Source organism: Bradyrhizobium sp. P3_C3, assembly GCF_056402655.1.
On sequence record NZ_JBFUGY010000064.1, the window covers coordinates 1 to 16,911 of the forward strand.

Consider the following 16,911-nt stretch of genomic DNA (forward strand, 5'->3'; position numbering starts at 1 on the left):
CAATCCGTGCCGCCGCGCGACCTCCGATACCACGGCTCCCGGGGCCAGCGTCTCCTCGACGAACCGCGCCTTGTCGTCGGCCGAGAACTGCCGGCGTCGGCCGCTCTCCGTGATGACCTCGACCAGACGAACCGAGGTCCTGGGCTCAAGCATATGTTCAAGCTTAGACACAAGCCGATCTCCAATCAGAGATCGATCATTCCTCGCTCGACGCCTTCAATGGAAGGTGGGACCGAAACAGCGCTTACGCTCAGCCGGCGCTGGAAGTGCACCAATGATGCCGCGGATAGTGCAAACAATTTCGACGTGACTTCCGATAATCAGGCATTACCGCAGCGAAGTCCGCCTTGCGGCATAAACGCCCCCGAAGAATCACTTGTTTCCGCCCATTGCTCGTATTCGTCCGGTGAAGGCCGCCTTGCCGAGTGAGGCGTGTTGTTGAGAACTGTCCTTATGGACAGTGATAGGCGCAGTGCCCAAGTCGAACGGCTCGAAGTGGTGGATACAGGCCGGCGGCGGCGCTGGTCCGAGGATGAGAAGCTCAAGATCGTCCTGGAGAGCTTACAGGCGCCGCGCCAGGTCGCGGCGACGGCGCGGCGATATGGCGTTTCGCGCTCGTTGCTGCTGCGATGGCGGCGAGCGTTTCGTCCCGAGCCAGCGGATGCCGCCGATCAGCACACGAACTTCATACCGGCGATGCTGGTACCGGAATCGGGGGCGACGCCTGGTCCAGTCGAGCCGGCCGGCGGGGCGATCGAGATCGAGTTTGCGGCCGGAGCTCGGATGCGGATTACTGGCGCGGTCGACGCGGCGACGCTGAAGGCGGTGGTCGCGGCGCTGGCAGATGGACGGCTGCGGTGATCCCCATCCCGTCGGGCGTGCGGGTGTGGATTGCGACCGGCCACACCGACATGCGTCGCGGCATGAACTCGCTGGCCGTGCTGGTGCAGGAAGCCTTCAGGCGCGACCCGCACGGCGGCGACCTCTACGTGTTCCGAGGCAAGAGCGGCAAGCTGATCAAGATCCTCTGGCACGATGATTAGGCATGTCGCTCTACGCCAAGCGGCTAGAGCGCGGCCGTTTTCTCTGGCCATCACCGGTTGATGGCGTGGTGAGTATCACCCCAGCCCAACTTGGCTACCTACTGGAGGGCATTGACTGGCGGATGCCGCAACACACGTGGCGGCCGCAGGCGGCTGGCTGATTGCTGGGATTTGAATCGATAGCACGATCGGCAGTTCGGACAGAGACCGCATCTTGTGATTCTCTGGTCGGCGATGGGCGCCGATGATTCTCTTCCCGACGATGTGGTGACGCGGCCCGCTTGGCCGCGGAGGCGGAGGCTCAGGCACGGACACTGCTGATCGAGAAGCTCAAGCTCACGATCAGGAAGCTGCGGCACGAGCAGTTCGGACAGTCCTCCGAGCGCGGCGCATTGCTGGACCAGCTCGAGCTGCAGCTCGCCGACCTGGAGGAGAACGCGGCGCAAGCCGAGACGGCGGCGCAGATGGCAGCCGACAAGATTGCGGTGCCAGCGTTCGAGCGCCGCAAGCCGGCCCGCCGGCCGCTGCCGGAATTTGCCGCGGGAACGCCTTGTCTATCCGGTACCTGCCACCTGCCCATGCTGCGGCGATAGCCGGTTACGCAAGATCGGCGAGGACGTGACCGAGACGCTGGAGCTCATTCCGCGCCAGCGGAAGGTGATCCAGCATGTGCGCGAGAAGCTCGTCTGCCGGGCCTGCGAAGCGATCACCCAGCCGCCGGCCCCCTCGCATCCGATTGCGCGCGGGCGTGCGGGGCCCAAGCTGCTGGCCCATATCCTGTTCGCCAAGTACGGCCTGCACCTGCCGCTCAATCGTCAGAGCGACGTCTATCAACGTGAAGGCGTCGACCTCGACGTGTCGACGCTCGCGGACTGGGTGGGCGCCTCCGCCGCAACCCTGATGCCGCTGGTAGATGCGATCCGGAGCCACGTCTTCGCGGCCGAGCGCATCCACGGCGACGACACCACGGTGCCGGTGCTGGCCAAGGGCAAGACCCGGACCGGCCGGCTCTGGGCCTATGTGCGCGACGACCGCCCGTTTGCCGGGCCAGATCCGCCGGCGGCTGTGTTCATCTACTCGCCGGACCGCGGTGGTGAGCATCCGGAGCAGCATGGCCGGCTATGCCGGACTGATGCAGGCCGACGCCTACGCCGGGTTCAGCAGGCTTTACGAGGCCAATCGCAAAGCAGGCCCAATCATCGAGGCCGCGTGCTGGGCGCACGGCAGGCGCAAGTTCTTTGATCTGGCACGGCTCAGCAAGGCGCCGATCGCGGCCGAGGCGGTCAAACGCATCGATGTCCTGTTCGCCATCGAACGTGAGATCAACGGTCTTGCGCCGCAGGAGCGCCTGCGCGTGCGCCAGGAGCGTAGCCGCGCCCTGATCGTTGAGCTGTAGGCGTGGTTGCGCGAGCAGCGCGCCAAGCTCTCCAAGAACAACGACACGACCAAGGCGATCAATTACTTCCTCAATCGCTGGGACGCATTCACCCACTTCCTTAATGACGGGCGGCTCTGCATGTCGAACAATGCCGCCGAGCGCGAGCTACGAGCTGTCGCCGTGGGAAGAAGAAATTGGACCTTCGCAGGCTCCGATGAGGGCGGCCGACGCGCCGCGGCCATCTACGCCCTCATCGCCAGCGCCAAGCTCAACGACATCGATCCGCAGGCTTGGCTCGCCGATGTGCTCGGCCGCTTGCCGGATCATCCCGCCAAGCGCATTCACGAACTCCTGCCTTGGAATTGGCGCCCTCAGAGCGTCGCTCACGCCGCCTGAGCGCAATCGGCTATCCGCCCAAAGTGACCTGCCCAGGGGTCATCGTCGGATGCGTACCATTGCTCCCCATTTCCGTCAACTTTGATCGCCATGTGAGCAACAGTTATTTCTCACCGAAGCGTGGCCAGCAGAGTTGCGCGATCAATTACTTCGATCGAAACGATTTGCAGGACGCGAATGAAAAACGCCGCCCTATTTGCCTTTGGCTTGTTGTCTTCCAGTCTTTGGTTGCAAGACAGCGCAAGATGTCAAACTTCGCTTGCCCCGCTGCTTTCACTTGCGCCGCCGTCGGCTGAACAAGGTTCGGCACCTCCGACCACCACCAACAGCGGTTGGCCGCCAATAGCGCCGCCCAACGTGTCGCCGCTGGCTACCAAAAGTTCTGCGCAATCTGCAAAGACCAATGTTGAATCGTCATCGGCGACGGATGACGTTCCGCCGCCCACAGCGACTGCCAAGCGTTCGGTACCACCCCCATCCGCCAAGGATGCGCGACCACGGGCGATCACTGCGAACGCCCTGCCATCTGTCACTGCGAAGGACACACTACCGACGGCGTCCGACGACGTTTCGTCCGCGCAGGTCATCGGCAGACTCGCGCCGTCGTCTAAACCAGCCACCGACTACGATGGCTTTAGCGTCGGTATCGTTGACGACAGTGACACATCAAGCCAGGCGACGCGACCGGTCAGGTCGCGCTCGGCAAAACAGTCCAAACACAGTCAAGAGTCAGATAGCATCGCAGGACACCAATCGGTCGATCGAGCGGAAGAAGAGAACTTGAAGCGCAAGCTCACGATCTGCCGCAGCTGCAAGTAGCAGGTTTCTGACAACCACCGGTCGCTCTCTCGAGCCGCCCAATGTCCGCTCTGGAACCTGTTGCGCAGCAGAAGCGGATATCCTCAGGCCGGTCCCTGCACTTCAGCGACCCTGCGTGTTTGCGTTATCAAATAGCCACCCCAACGCTTCGGCGGGATTGAGCCAGAGCTCCTCGTCGATCCGTTCGGCGATCGTTAGCGCATGTGCCGTCAGAACTTCAATGTCCTGAGGATCGGCACCAGCTTTCTCCAATACGTCGATACATCGATGCACCGCTGCCAGATCAAGTTGAAGCTGCTCGATGCTCGAGCGACGCCTTCCGGCCCCCACGACCTTCCATGTCGATCTCTGCGCGCGCATTTTTTCTCCCCGTATTAGGTCACGCATTCGTGAGTGTCGTTTGTGGCGAGAACACGAAGTTGGGGAGACTGAATCGAGGATGTTTGATGTTAGCAGGCCAAAGGTGGCGTCCTGGCCATAGATATGCACGATCCCGCTAATCGCCTGTCGGTTGTCCACCCGATACGCACCGCGCCGTCCGCTTGGCAGTAAGAGTTGAAGGCGCTTCCACTCCGCGTCGCTCAACCAGTAAAGTTGCTCGCGCATCCTCCAGTCGGAGACCTTGATGCACGATTGATCCCGCGTGAGAATCCTTATTGAGTACGACCCCTAGTCTAGGCCGACGGGCTGGCTTTGCTGCCACTCGCTCGTACGTCTTCCTAGAGCCGCTCAGTGATCACGAGCTTATAGCCGGTGACGGGTTGCGATGATGGGCGTTCAGTAATGACATCAGAAATCCGCATTTTCTGACTAGACATGAATCAACAGCCGGGGATCAAGCAAGGAGAAGGGGAGCAAGCAAGAGACATGGTTCAGAACGCAACCGGTGCCACGCCGTTTCCTCTCGGCGTCTTTGTCGGCAACCCAAACTATTATGATTCGAGTGAGGAGGCGAGTTTCGAAACAAACTTCAACGCCTTCTCGGACTTGATGAAAACGAAGCCGCAATTCCTCGACCAATATAGCGATCAGCGCCTGCCCGTCTCAGGTTGGGTTGGTCAGGCGAGTTGGAATGCAGCCTCAATGGCCCAGTCGCCCGTGCTTAAAGGCGTTACGCCGGTGATCGGGTTGCCGATGACTTCGACCGCGCCAGGCTCGGGAACTCCCGATCAGTTTTACAAGGACTTCGCGGCCGGAAAGTACGATTCCGTTCTGAAAGGGATGGTCAAGACCTGGGCCGACCACGGTTTCGCGACACAGATCTGGCGGCCCGGCTGGGAGATGAATATCGACACCATGCCGTCCTATGCCGGCAACGACGCCGCGACACGCGCGGATTGGGTCAAGGCGTTCCAGCACATCTCCACGGTCTTGCACGCCGCGGGCAAGGCCGAGGGAGTGAGCGTCCAGGTAGCGTGGAATCCGAGCGTGGTGAACTACAGCCACGCCGGCAATGTCATCCAGACTGCTTACCCTGGGAACCAGTATGTCGATATCATCGCCGCCGACGTCTATGGCGATGTCTTTCCCTACGGCTCGCCGACGCACCTCTATGACTGGGACAAGAGCGGGCAAGTCCTCAACTCGTCCCACCCGGTCTACGATTCGAGTGTCCAGCAATGGGCGTCGGATCCAGTCAACCTCCAACATTACTACACCTACCCGGCCGCCAACCAATGGTCGCTTGATGGCAGCGTGGGCCATGCGACCACGCTTCAGCAGCTGATCGATCTCGCCAAATCAACCGGCAAGCCGTTCGCGATTGCCGAAACCGGTGCGGGCAATACGCATGATGGCGCGCGTCTCACCGACAATCCGACATTCGTGAAGTGGCTGGCGGACACGCTGCATCAATCGGGGGTCCACGTCAGCTTTGTGAACATCTGGGATTCGAACTCCGTTGGACAATATCGTTTCACCAGTTCCGCCGACCACAAGCCACTAGAGGCCGCAGCGTGGGCGAGGTATTTCGGCGACCCGCCTACATCTACGTCCACATCCAAATCCGCACCGGTGACTACTGATTCATCGCACACACCGGTTGTTGCCGTCGCGGACACTCTTCCTGCGGCCGCGCCTACTCCAACCTCGCCGCCGCAGACTAATGTGACCGATCATTCGACCGGCACCAACCCGGACCATGGATCGTGGAGCGAGCATCGCGACTCGATCACGAATGGTGGAATGACGACTCCTGCGACCCACACAAGCATGAGCCTGGCAGGCCAGAGTTCTGCTTTGTTGAGTCAGATCGAGCACTTCGTCGCCGAGAGGGGCGGTTTTGACGCTGTAACAGCACCGATCAACGCGGCGGAGGCATCACATGCAGACGGCTCGACCGCAGCGTTTCTGGCAAATCACGGCTTTGCTCTTCTGAATCAACATCTGGCCGGTAACGCCGGTCGGGTCGAGCCCGGTCAGATTGTGTCAACTGGGTCGAATAGCGCCACTTGGGCACAGGATTTAATTTTGACCAGACCGCAGCATTGATCCACTGCCGCGCCCAGCCACTCCATGCGGTCACTTGGGTGCGGCAGCCATCACCATGTCCAGAACGATCAGCACAAGGTGACTTCGACCGATTCAAGTGCGGCTTCGCGGCGAGGTTGATATCATGACCGTCATCAGCCGGAAATTCCGTGATGATGCCAATCTCGTCTTGCTGCTTCAACCGCCCTCGCGTCTGAGGGGTCGAAGCGCCCGCTTCTGTTTCGCCAGGGCGGCTCGCTCATAGCGCTCAAGACCTGCGAGCTGTGCAGACGTGCCGGGACGGGTCACCCCCAAATCGCGGCCAACATCTCCAGCCGAACGCCGCGAATGCGCAACGGCTTCAGCTTGCAACGCGCGAGGCGCGTCACGGATTCCGGCGCGATCTGATGCCATGGGCAAGGTCCGATCGCTGCAACCAAATCCTCTACCCCCGCAGGCTCGCTGATGCTGCGCCGCGCTAGGCCGTGGCGCAGCGCGTTTCGGCGGGACCGGGTTTTGCCGTCCACCGTATTGGGCCCCGTACCTTGACGTTGGTGCGATTGGCTTCGATTTGTCGGTTTGACGTTATCTTCAGGGACCCCGCGCTTTCGGCTGTTCAAATGTCGCTCCGAAGCGCCGGACTATCGATCCAACGCTATCGTCTGTTGCGCCCTAAGCTTCTTGAGACCTATCGCCAAAAGGCGATTGAGGCCGCGTTAGGGCGCATCGATTTGGCTGGAATTGTACCCGACTGCCAAGACGAGGCCGAGTACTACACGCGTCAAAATGCGCTCAGCTGGCGGATTGATCCAATGGCTACAACCGAGATCGACGCGCGCCTTGCTGCCTATAGCTTCGATACGCACGTCATCGACACTGAAGTCCACGTGCAGGCGCACATATCATCGTCCTGTTCGAGAGCCTGCTCAACGCCGCACAAACAAAACGCATGCAGCTCCTCCGAGAAATTCGGAACCAGCGTCCCTCAGGTGGATCAATGGGTCCGCGTCGTTGAGATTAGATTGAGGTCCTTGGCCCAACCGCAATCAGATAAAGTCGTCCTTTGCGCCCGGCACGACATGCATCACGCCGGATTTGCGCGTGAATGCGCCGTCGCCATCTGTCGCAAATCCAAGCGGGTAGAAGGATCGGCGGATCAATGTGCGGCGGCGCCAAACCGCGTTCCATTCTTGCAAAATTGAGCGGTCCTCTCGGCACCTCACAGTCGATCAGGCAGGGCTGTCGCGCGCCCGCATGACCGACCGGCTGCGACGATATTGCGGCCTCCCGACGCTGTTGGGAGTGACTTTGTGAAAGGGTCAACCCGGACAATGACTTGTCTCGGCGACATCGGTGAGGAATGGTCCTCGTTCGTTATCGAGGGGACACTTATCATGCTTGGGCGTGCATCCAGCCACGATGAAAGAAGCGCTGAACAAAAGTATTGGCGCGGATGCTCGACTCGGTACGATCCTAGTTCGCTTGATTCGCCGTGAAGAAAGCGAAGATTTTGGCTATCCCGGAACCGTTATGCCCCATCCTCGCTTCTTCGTTTTGGCTGCAGCGGCGATCCTCGCCGGTCACTCCTTGGCGGCGGACAAATTTCCGGAACTTGCCCCCGAGCAACTGATCACCGGAAAAGCCAAGGCGTCACCCGGCATCCCCGGCGCTCTTTTATGCCGCAGTCATGCAGGGCTTGCTTTTGCGGCTACGCAGCTCCGCGATGGCGGCGCGCCGGATCTCGCAATTCTAGGTTGTAGCCTGCTCCCGGAAGGAACGACAATCGCGATTGAGCAAGAGGACCACACCTGGATCGTCCGGAGCCACACTCTCTTGGGACACGACGTTTCTGGCGTAACAGACCCGACCATGATCGAGCTTGAGAGCGCATCACCCTGAGGAAGCCACCGACCACGAAGACGGCCAGCACAGCTTCCCGACGAATCTTCGCTGACAGATCGTGGGCAGCAACTGCTAGCACGCGGGCAATCTGGCATGGCTGAAGCCTTGTCGCCAATCAATCATGGCGGGCGCCTCGCGCCCCTGCGGGCCAACATCGACGGCCGAAGAGGCCGGCATCGACCAGCCTTCTTGGCCGTATCGGTCCACCCCGGACAAAGGCCCGTGCCTTCGGATCCGATGCCTTTTGAGCCCATGCCCCCAAAGCTGCGTTGGAAACGAACCGAGGCAGCGAACGCGCCGTTCGTCGGCGCAGGGCGCCAACTGGGCGACGGGCCTCACTGCGGATGGTCGACAGCGCTGACGAGCAGCGGGGCATTCGCCCGGGACACCGTGACCTCAACCGTCGAGGTGCCTTCGTCATGCCGGTTCTTGCCCACCACGAGGAGGGTGAATCTGTCCGTCCCCGAAAAGTTCGGTTTTGCGAAGTAGCGGAACCCGGGGCCGACCAGGACGATCTCGCCGCTCTTCGGCTTCTCCGTCACCTCTACCTTGTAGATCTGCATCGTCGACCAGCGAAGTCCCTGGATGCAATCTGCCCCCGGCGCGATCGTCATCGACCATTCCATGGTGTCGCCCGCAAGCCTGTATGGCTTGTTATCGCGCAAGCAATTCGGTGTGGCTTTGGTTTCAGACGCTGACGCGAGCAACATCAGCATCGCAGCGATAGCTGCGCCAAATGAAATTCGTGACATGGTTCGTCCCCTTACGTGAGGCGCCAACTATGGACGATGGCGCTAAACGATATGTAAGGGAGCAGGGGTCGGCTTGCCCGTTGGTGAATCTCCCATTAAAGGGTGGCGGATCGCCATCCTGAAGCGCCTGAAATTTAACTCTACCACAAGCTGCGATCTTAAATTCCACCAGCGATATTCTAGGAAGGTGCCGAACGCCAAGACAGGCCCAGGCGCTAATTCGTCGTATTTGGTACAGATTGGAACCTTCGGGGCGCCGATTCAATTGGTTAGCCAGCTTTGACATACTAGGCACATAACAATTGGCTAAGTCAGCGCGGGCCAACCAGGTGACGTTGGAGCGGCGCTTGAACTGTGCCGATTGGTGGCGCGAAATTTGCTCCAGCTGCATTTGACGGATGGCAATACCCGATTGGAGTGCTGTGTGCTCGGTCTCTTGATACTGTCTGTGGTGGCCACGGTGTTTTTCGGAGCGGGCTACGCGACGCGTGCAGCAGTCTCGCGAAAGCGGTACACTGAGTACCTCAAGTATGAGCCCTATCTCGGCGCTCCGCGAATGACCCGGCCACCAGCTTTTCTCATCCGCGGCAACACTCCCTCTGCCTCTGCGCCCTCAGACAATTCCGACGACCGCTCGTCCCGGGGGGCTGGTGGTCAGCCTCCACAAAAGAGCCTCTCTGAGGGCGACGCAGTGAGGCCTTCCAATTCTCTATCAGAGAGTGCGCGACTCAAGCCGCAAACAATGCGTTAGGCTGAGGCCTTGGCCACACGGCCGGTCGCGGACTATTGCATGGCATTTGTATGGATAAAAAATGAGCAGCTTGGTTTAGTTTTGGGGTTGAACATTGTCGAAGCCTGCGTAGCTTGTGGTTGAGCGCATCGAACTTCTAGCGCTGCTCAAGAGCGACGTGCAATGCCTTCCAGATCCATGCTCGACCGCTTGGCGCTAGGGTTAGCTACGCCTGACATACAGTAGTCCGGCGACGATAGTCACGCGAGCTTCCGAAGGCTACAAAGATTTCTGCCGCTAGTCGTACTGGCCGCTGTTACGGGCGGCGCGGCCGTCTTGCTGGTTTTGCGTTTCGTTGATCCAGATTGATGCTTCAGGCGATCGCGCGAGGTTATCCGGGCGGTTGCGCAAGAATCCTTTGGACCGTACCGCGGGTATCGTCACTCGCAGACTTAAGGTTGAGCGATTACATAAACTTGCTCACCACGTTGAGGGCTCCGTACCTTGGCGATATAGATACAAGGCGCAGAGCGCCTTGGTGTTTTCCATGCTGAAGAATTCTTTGAAACCTCAGTGGTCCATGTATTTCTGGAGCGGCCGTCGAATTGCTGTAGAACAAGAATGTTTGCATTATTCCCGATAGCGATGTTCTTTCGACGGGGACTTTGGTGCGGGGTTTGCGCTGCGCGAGCACTTTTGCGTCGACGTCGTCGGACTAACTCGCCGTCACGCGACGACATTGTCTGACTTAGATCTCTTGGTGTCGCCGTGCTTCGCGCTCATTGCGAGCGCTATCCCTTACGGTCCATTGGCTGGCTTAATTCCGATATCACCTCGAAGTACCCCCACTTGACCGGAAATGTCCGATTCCACACTAACACGTAGTCCTCAAATTGACCGATACTCCTCCAGGCTGCGAAATGGCAAACATGAATTCCCTGAAACTGATTTGGCTCCTAGCGGGGATAGGCCTCGCCGTCACTCTCGACCTGCCGGGCAAATACGCGTTTGCAAGCCCAAGCGCCGAGACTGCTAGGAAGTGCATGCGCTATTCCTATCTTGTCTATCCATACAAGCGGCCGGGATCAGTCCGCGGAAGCGGCGATCGTCAAGCATACTTCAGCGAATGTATGGCGAAGGATGGTAACGTCCCGGAGCCACCACCGGCGAACGGGTGAGTGCGCTATTGCCAGGGGCAACTTGCGGCTCCCTATGGATACCCTTTACTTCGCGTTGCTATCGTCGATCTTGCCCCCGTTAGCAACGCACTTGTTGAAAAAGGCTTGCTGATCGCGGCCGCTTCCCTTTGTGCTTCCAGCTGCGGGGTTGCCGGATTCGCGGGGCGGAAACTGCTTGGCCATGAGTGCGCTGCACTTTCGGGCTACCTCGGCGGTGACGGCCAATGCTGGAATTCCGGTCGCAGCGAGGACAAGGTAAGCCAAGCCCAGCACGACGATTTCGCGTCTTGGTATGAAGGTCACCATCTTCTCCTTGCCGAACAGACAGCCGCTCTTTGAAGCCGCCGACGAATACTTTAGTTTCTTTTGGGGTATTTTGAACACTGAAATAAGGTTGCGGCCAGCCGCCACAGGAGCGCCCAAATCGGCATGAGTTCGCGAGAGCTGCGGGAGCGCGAGGAAGAAGGCGCCAATCAGGCCTCTGACGAGGTTCAATTCGCGTTGGTGATCGCTCGGATAATAGAAACGATGAAGGCCGATCCTGAGCTTATGCGCCAGGCGGTCTATGATCTGGCGCGCCATAAGCTTCAGGAACAACTCGTTGATTCAAATCCGACAGATACCCAGCGCGCCGAACGCGCGCTCGAGACTGCGATCCACGGCGTAGAGGAATTCTCACGGCAGCAAGTCAACCTGCCTGCACCATCTTCGGTACCACAGCTGAGTTCGGCTTTGCCGCGTGACCCGCCACTAGGAGAAGCCGGTCCCGTTCCATCCGAATCGGGCGTAGGGCTGATCCATCCGGCAAATGGAGCCGATCGCCATCCCTTGTGGGCTGTCATGACGCGGACCGCTGCGGTCCTGCTGGTCCTTGGAACCGTCTTTATCGTTGTGCTGCAACGCGAACGCCTGATGATGCTGGGACAGCCCCTCCAGGGTCAGAGGGGACAGACAGTTCCCGAGGGAGCAGTCGGGACACCCGCCTCCGCAACGGCCGATACGGCCTTGAGTCGGTCCCCACCGCCTCCTTCATTCCCGCGGCCGACCGACTACGGCGTCTATGCGCTCGGAGACGACGCCTTGACCGAACTCCGGCTGCTGCCCGGCCGGCCGCCAGATGCGAGGGTCGCGATCTCTGCCGCATTCAGCCTACCCGGCAAAGTGAGCCTGCGAAACGGACACCCCGAGTTCATTGTCTTTCGGCGAGAAACCGCTACCAACATTTTGGAGCGTGCCGAGGTGCGCGTGATTGCCAGGATTGCTCGCGATTTCTCGGCTGAGTCGGCAGGCAGGCGGCTCGACGACAACGACTCCTGGGTCATCAGAAATTTCTCCTATCCATACCGGGCGTCTCCCGTGCCAGATAATCCGGAGATGTACAGACTCCACAGCGAGGACCCGACACTGCAGCTTCCACCCGGCCAGTATGCGCTGATCCTCAAGAACCAGTCCTATTACTTCAGGGTCGAAGGCGCCATTGTGGATCCTCGGCAGTGCATCGAGCGGGTCATCACCACCAGCGGCACGTTTTATTCAGCCTGCAAGAAACCATGACCTCTTGCCAAGCGATGGATGCAACCTATCTACAGTGGTGGCGTTAGGTTGATACGGCCCCGTGTGGAGGCTCCTATGAGTGCCCCTAAACTGTTGCTAACCTCTGCTCTGCTTTCGCTTCTGACTGTTCCAGCGTTTGCTCAAGGCACGCAGCAGAATGCGAATGGCCGACAGCAGAGTTATACGTCCCAAAATTACGCGCGGGGTTCGCGTTCACCCGTAGCGACCCAGCCTAGCAACAATCCATTCCAGAACCCCATCGGGCAAGGCGCGCCCCCGGCGGCCTCGGCCAACCCCGCTCTCAACAGCAATCGCACCTTTGCGCCTCGCTAGGATTTCTGAACGGGCCTGCGTCGCCACCGACCGCTTACTGTGAGACGACGTCTACCTCAATCGACGAGGATCCGCCGATTTGCAGCGAGGTTCCCTTGATCGCAATCTTGAAATGGTCGGCCCCCTGTGCGGCCGGGTCCGAAAAATAGCGGAATGAAGGGCCTTGCAAGACAAGGCGGCCTGATTTCGGCGGGTCTACAACCGCGATCGCGTCAATCATGATCGTCGACCAGCGTAGCCCCTGAATACATTCAGCGCCGGGCTTGATTTTGATCAACCACTGAATGGTGTCCGATCGCAGCTTGAAGGGTTGCGGATGCAGGATGCAAGTGCCCCCGGCTGATACCGGTAACGGATAGCACGCAAGAATTTGAACAAACAACACAGCAATTATAAGATTTCGCATAAGCCTCTGGCCCCCAACGGTCCTGCTTGCTTACAGACAGCGCTCTTTTGTGAAAACCAAACTAATCTGACCCGCTTTGTACTAGTGAAACCTCGCTTACCAACACTACTCCGATCCCGCACGCGCTCGCCAGCGTCTCAGGCCGTTATAGCGTAATCGCCGACGCCGATATCGCGGCCACGCGGACAACCGGGCTTTTACAGCCTCTTCCAAGAGCAATCATCGGTTAAACGTGCAACAGAAATAGATCAGCCGGCGAGGCGTGGGACAGGGTGAAATGCGCACTCTCCATGCCGTGCTGAACGTTGCTGTCAACGTGGAGGTCGTGTAATGCCTGCGCGAACACCTTCGAGCTTGGCACGGGTCCATTCCATAAAGGGATCGCCGCAGATGTGGATCCGGGCTGAGAGGTGATAGCGGAGAAGTTAAACCCGTCAACTGGCGGATCGATGACGAGGGTGCCGCCGTTTCCATCGCCTGAGAGATTGAACGTTGAATGGGTGTAGTCGCCGGCCAGCGTGATATGCGCGATGTGGTTCTGGGCGTCCGAGATGGTGAGTACCCCGCCCGATGTGTCACCTGAATAGGCGACTTTCGTGCCTGATCCGAACGAGATGTCCTTGAGATCAAGAATGTCCGAACTGGACGGATCACCGTTGCCGGAAAGGCCGTAAATCGTGCCAGTAAATTGCGTGGAATGATCGAGAGTGAGGGTACCGGTGACGCCCTTGAACGTGACCGATCCGGAAGCCGCTCCAGTCAGTTCGAGCGTCGCGCCTGGTCCGATGACGGTCGCTTGGCTCAAGTTGCCGAGAGCAAGAGTGATCTTTCCAGAAATATCAAGTACGGTCGATGAGCTATTGATTACACCGTCGCTGTTGAGATCCTGATGCAGCACCGTCTCGATCGATTTCAAAGATGTGCTCGTCCCCGAGACATTGCTGAGCAAATTCGAGGTGAAGTTGCCGTTGCTGTCGGTGGTCCACACGGTGTACAGCCCGGTCGAGGTGTTCTTCCAGGCGACGTCATAGCCGCTCGATGTCGCTTCCGTTCCAATCGGCACCCAACCGCTGAACTGTCCGGCCACGTACGTCACGCCACCATATTTCAAGGTGGGCCCATTTCCTCCGAGGAAATAGTTGCTGCCGACCTGCAGCAGGCTGGTTGCGCCCGAGGCCTCAATGGTCGTCGTGTGCAAACCGATCACCCCGTCGCCGTTGAAGTCCTGCTGAAACAGCGTCTCGATTGACTCAAAAGCTGTGCTTGTTCCGGAGACATTGCTCAGGAGGTTGGAGGTGAAGTTGCCGTTGTTATCGGCGGTCCACACCGTGTACAGCCCGGTCGAGGTGTTCTTCCAGGCGACGTCATAGCCGCTCGACGTCGCTTCTACGCCAAGCGGCACCCACGCACCAAACTGTCCCGCCACGAACGCCGTGCCACCGTACTTTAGGATCGGGCCGGTGCCTCCGGCGATCGGATTGAGCAAGAAGTTGCCACCAAGCTGAACCAGGCTGGTGGAGCCGACCGCCTCGATTGTTTTATTGGGAATGCCAATCACGCCGTCGCGGTTGAGATCCTGATTGAATAAAGTCTCGATCGACTCAAAGGACGCGCTCGTTCCGGAGACATTGCTGAGGAGGTTGGACGTGAAATTGCCGTTGCTGTCGTTATTCCACACCGTGTACAGGCCGGTCGTCGAATTCTTCCAGGCTACCTCAAAGCCGGTCGATGTCGCCTCCGCACCAATCGGCGCCCAGCCGCTGAACTGTCCGGCCAGGTACGCTGTGCCACCGAATTTCAGCAGGACATCTGCACCGGCATTAGACAGATAGAAGTTGTTTCCAGCGCTTATCAAACTGGTCGTCCCAGCTGCCTCGATCAATGTCCCGACGAGCGGGTCAAACGCAGCTGAAAGGCCGCTCGAATTGCCAGCGGCATCTGTTGAAGTCGCCGTGAACGCATGCGGCCCCGCCGCAAGAGATCCGGTCGTGACGCTCCATGCTCCATTGGACGCCGCCACCGCCGTACCGAGCAGCGTGTTGCCCTCGTACAGCTTGATCGTGCTGCCAGCCTCCGCCGTTCCCGAGACCACCACCTTGTTGGACGCGGCGAGCGTGTCCGAGACGAGAACCGGCGCGTTGGGTGCGACCGTATCAATCGTGACGTTCAAGGTGCCAGACGTCACGCTCACATTGCCGGCCGCGTCCACCGCCTGGCCGGTAAAGGCATGGGTGCCGTCGACCAGCATACTGGTCGCGAACGACCAGTTGCCACCGGCATCGACCGTGGCGGTGCCGACCTGGGTCGCTCCATCGAACACCAGAACCTTGCCGCCAGCCTCCGCGGTCCCACTCAGCGTCAGCTGATTGGCGCTGGTAATGCCATCGCCCACAACGCTGCTATCAGGCGAGAACGTCGCAATGCTCGGTGCGGCAGGTGGGGTCGTATCAGCGACCGACCCCGCCGAAGAGGGGCCCGACGTCACACTTCCATCGCCAACCTGAATGACAAGTGGATGATCAGTCAACGTGACGTGCAGCTGCGAGACGTTCGTGTAGGTCGCGATGGGACTGGTCCCGACGAGCGGGTCGTAGACGTAAACCACCCCATAGGACTTTCCGAGATTGACGGTCACATCACTAGTTGGGGACGCGACCTCCTTTTTCAGGTTCGGATCCCAGATGACATGCTCGTCCCACACAACAAGATCAAACGTGCCATTGTGCTTCTCCAGTAGCATCTGGGAGGCGCTCGATGGCAAGTTGTCCAGACTATAGGCTAGGCTGCCGGGTGTGAATGACTGCGAGGCGTTGGGATCGCTTAGAATCGTCGTGAGGTTGTGTATTGCAGTCGCAACAAGCTTTGGACTGCCATCATTTTTGAACAGGCCGAAATGAGCTTCCTTGTTCGTAAAGTTAGGATCAGATGCCTCATCGAAGAGCTCATACAGGAACGTTTGCGCGACGCCGTCCTTGAACGCATCCATCAAGATATCGAGCGTGTACTTCGCCTGGACCGTCTGATTGACCCCGCTCATGGGATCGCTCGTCATCGTGTCGTAGCCCGTTTCAGTGAAGATGACGGGCAATCCGGACGCGTCCCATTGTGCAATCTTCATGTCATTCAGCAGGACCTGGTTCGGCGTGGCCCCGGACCAGACGTAGGCATGAATATTGGCATAGTCGGCCGACGACGAGAGATTTCCTACCTGACTATAGTTGACGCTGTTCGGCTGAGATAGCGTGAGATTATAAACCGGCACGTCCGCCAGCTTTGCATCGGCCTGAACGGCTGCAAAAAGTGCTTTCTGGAATGCGGCTGCGCTTGATAATGACGAACTGCCATTGTACGAAAAGGTCTGGATATCCACCTCATTGGGGCCTTCGATCGCGAATAGCCCGTTCGGATGAGCTGCGACAAATGCGTCCAGCTGTTTGATGAATGTCGAGAGGTTGGTTCCTGGCGGAGTGAAAAAGTCAAACTTGATTCCGTCACTCGCCAGTTGTGAATACGCCGCCTGAGCGTGCGCCGTCGAGAACATGCTGCCGTCGCGGACCGTCGTCACTCCAAGGTACGCGAGTGAACTCTCAACCAGGCCAACATTCTCGTACACGGTCCAGTTGCCAAGGTGAGTATTTACGCCGACAGACTGCACAAACTTGGCGGCGTCGATCGCTGTCACATTTGATATGGCGGTCGTCATTATAAGCCCTGCAACGACGACCAGGAGGCGGTCGTATCGAGTTACAGAGTACGCGACAAGCATTGCAGTCGATTGAACGGGTGTTTCTCGTTTTTATCGAAGAAGGAAGATCAAGGTCGAGCTGGTAGCGATAATAATGCCTTAAGATTTGGGCTGCATCTCACGAACGAACGGCTTCTGCCCCCGGTGCAACTACGGATGTTCATGTGTTGTCAAATCGACCAAGCGCACTGTGTGCTCCCCAACGA

At 59.0% G+C, this 16,911-nt stretch carries 14 protein-coding genes and 1 pseudogene; 9 read left to right on the forward strand and 6 right to left on the reverse strand.

Annotated features, from left to right (window positions below):
• Positions 1-153: transposase (locus tag AC1DW2_RS39755; protein ID WP_477008785.1), on the reverse strand; the 153-nt coding region annotated here is incomplete at its 3' end.
• Positions 154-435: 282 nt separating this feature from the next.
• On the opposite strand from AC1DW2_RS39755, the gene tnpA reads away from it, so the two are divergent.
• The 5 genes and pseudogenes from tnpA to AC1DW2_RS39780 all read left to right on the forward strand — a co-directional run bounded on the left by tnpA (position 436) and on the right by AC1DW2_RS39780 (position 3,636).
• The gene (gene tnpA / locus AC1DW2_RS39760; protein ID WP_477008763.1) at positions 436-861 is read left to right on the forward strand and encodes an IS66-like element accessory protein TnpA; all 426 of its coding nucleotides are present in this window, start codon (positions 436-438) and stop codon (positions 859-861) included.
• Positions 858-1,043, forward strand: coding sequence for an IS66 family insertion sequence element accessory protein TnpB (gene tnpB, locus AC1DW2_RS39765; RefSeq protein ID WP_477008764.1), 186 nt, complete (start codon positions 858-860; stop codon positions 1,041-1,043). Before tnpA ends, tnpB (AC1DW2_RS39765) begins: the two co-directional genes overlap by 4 nt.
• A 2-nt stretch (positions 1,044-1,045) precedes the next feature.
• Positions 1,046-1,204, forward strand: a complete 159-nt coding sequence (gene tnpB / locus AC1DW2_RS39770; protein WP_477008765.1) for an IS66 family insertion sequence element accessory protein TnpB — start codon at positions 1,046-1,048, stop codon at positions 1,202-1,204.
• Positions 1,205-1,324: 120 nt separating this feature from the next.
• Positions 1,325-2,817: pseudogene (gene tnpC, locus AC1DW2_RS39775) on the forward strand (IS66 family transposase).
• A gap of 177 nt (positions 2,818-2,994) precedes the next feature.
• Positions 2,995-3,636 carry a hypothetical protein gene (locus tag AC1DW2_RS39780; protein WP_477008766.1) on the forward strand — a complete coding sequence of 214 codons (642 nt, stop codon included), beginning with the start codon at positions 2,995-2,997 and terminating at the stop codon, positions 3,634-3,636.
• 102 nt (positions 3,637-3,738) lie between these two features.
• Here the strand turns inward: AC1DW2_RS39780 and AC1DW2_RS39785 are convergent, their stop codons facing one another.
• Positions 3,739-3,996, reverse strand: coding sequence for a hypothetical protein (locus tag AC1DW2_RS39785; protein WP_477008767.1), 258 nt, complete (start codon positions 3,994-3,996; stop codon positions 3,739-3,741).
• A 456-nt stretch (positions 3,997-4,452) separates the two neighbouring features.
• Here AC1DW2_RS39785 and AC1DW2_RS39790 point away from each other — a divergent pair, with 456 nt between their 5' ends.
• The 3 genes from AC1DW2_RS39790 to AC1DW2_RS39800 all read left to right on the forward strand — a co-directional run bounded on the left by AC1DW2_RS39790 (position 4,453) and on the right by AC1DW2_RS39800 (position 8,004).
• Entirely contained in the window at positions 4,453-6,126 is a 1,674-nt protein-coding gene (locus AC1DW2_RS39790) for a glycoside hydrolase family 26 protein (RefSeq protein ID WP_477008768.1), read from the forward strand.
• Positions 6,127-6,725: 599 nt separating this feature from the next.
• Positions 6,726-7,307, forward strand: a complete 582-nt coding sequence (locus tag AC1DW2_RS39795; RefSeq protein ID WP_477008769.1) for a hypothetical protein — start codon at positions 6,726-6,728, stop codon at positions 7,305-7,307.
• A 217-nt stretch (positions 7,308-7,524) separates the two neighbouring features.
• Positions 7,525-8,004: a hypothetical protein gene (locus AC1DW2_RS39800; RefSeq protein ID WP_477008770.1), complete on the forward strand. Its 480-nt coding sequence runs from the start codon at positions 7,525-7,527 to the stop codon at positions 8,002-8,004.
• A gap of 338 nt (positions 8,005-8,342) precedes the next feature.
• On the opposite strand, the gene AC1DW2_RS39805 is transcribed toward AC1DW2_RS39800, so the two are convergent.
• Positions 8,343-8,621: a hypothetical protein gene (locus tag AC1DW2_RS39805; RefSeq protein ID WP_477008771.1), complete on the reverse strand. Its 279-nt coding sequence runs from the start codon at positions 8,619-8,621 to the stop codon at positions 8,343-8,345.
• 2,091 nt (positions 8,622-10,712) lie between these two features.
• On the reverse strand, positions 10,713-11,078 hold the full coding sequence (locus tag AC1DW2_RS39810) for a hypothetical protein (RefSeq protein WP_477008772.1): 366 nt from the start codon (positions 11,076-11,078) through the stop codon (positions 10,713-10,715).
• An 18-nt stretch (positions 11,079-11,096) separates the two neighbouring features.
• Between AC1DW2_RS39810 and AC1DW2_RS39815 the strand changes: the two genes are divergently transcribed.
• Entirely contained in the window at positions 11,097-12,221 is a 1,125-nt protein-coding gene (locus AC1DW2_RS39815) for a hypothetical protein (RefSeq protein WP_477008773.1), read from the forward strand.
• 367 nt (positions 12,222-12,588) lie between these two features.
• On the opposite strand, the gene AC1DW2_RS39820 is transcribed toward AC1DW2_RS39815, so the two are convergent.
• Together AC1DW2_RS39820 and AC1DW2_RS39825 are read right to left on the reverse strand one after the other, a co-directional pair.
• Positions 12,589-12,831, reverse strand: a complete 243-nt coding sequence (locus AC1DW2_RS39820) for a hypothetical protein (RefSeq protein ID WP_477008774.1) — start codon at positions 12,829-12,831, stop codon at positions 12,589-12,591.
• Between the two features lie 355 nt (positions 12,832-13,186).
• Complete coding sequence (locus AC1DW2_RS39825) at positions 13,187-16,663, reverse strand: Ig-like domain-containing protein (RefSeq protein ID WP_477008775.1); 3,477 nt, start codon at positions 16,661-16,663, stop codon at positions 13,187-13,189.
• Between the last annotated feature and the right edge of the window lie 248 nt (positions 16,664-16,911).

Coding starts and splice junctions, on each gene's coding strand:
- AC1DW2_RS39825 (WP_477008775.1), bottom strand. CDS start 16,663: ATGACGACCGCCATATCAAATGTGACAGCGATCGACGCCGCCAAGTTT.
- AC1DW2_RS39815 (WP_477008773.1), top strand. CDS start 11,097: ATGAGTTCGCGAGAGCTGCGGGAGCGCGAGGAAGAAGGCGCCAATCAG.
- AC1DW2_RS39805 (WP_477008771.1), bottom strand. CDS start 8,621: ATGACGATCGCGCCGGGGGCAGATTGCATCCAGGGACTTCGCTGGTCG.
- AC1DW2_RS39780 (WP_477008766.1), top strand. CDS start 2,995: ATGAAAAACGCCGCCCTATTTGCCTTTGGCTTGTTGTCTTCCAGTCTT.
- AC1DW2_RS39785 (WP_477008767.1), bottom strand. CDS start 3,996: ATGCGCGCGCAGAGATCGACATGGAAGGTCGTGGGGGCCGGAAGGCGT.
- AC1DW2_RS39795 (WP_477008769.1), top strand. CDS start 6,726: ATGTCGCTCCGAAGCGCCGGACTATCGATCCAACGCTATCGTCTGTTG.
- AC1DW2_RS39800 (WP_477008770.1), top strand. CDS start 7,525: ATGAAAGAAGCGCTGAACAAAAGTATTGGCGCGGATGCTCGACTCGGT.
- tnpB (WP_477008765.1), top strand. CDS start 1,046: ATGTCGCTCTACGCCAAGCGGCTAGAGCGCGGCCGTTTTCTCTGGCCA.
- AC1DW2_RS39790 (WP_477008768.1), top strand. CDS start 4,453: ATGAATCAACAGCCGGGGATCAAGCAAGGAGAAGGGGAGCAAGCAAGA.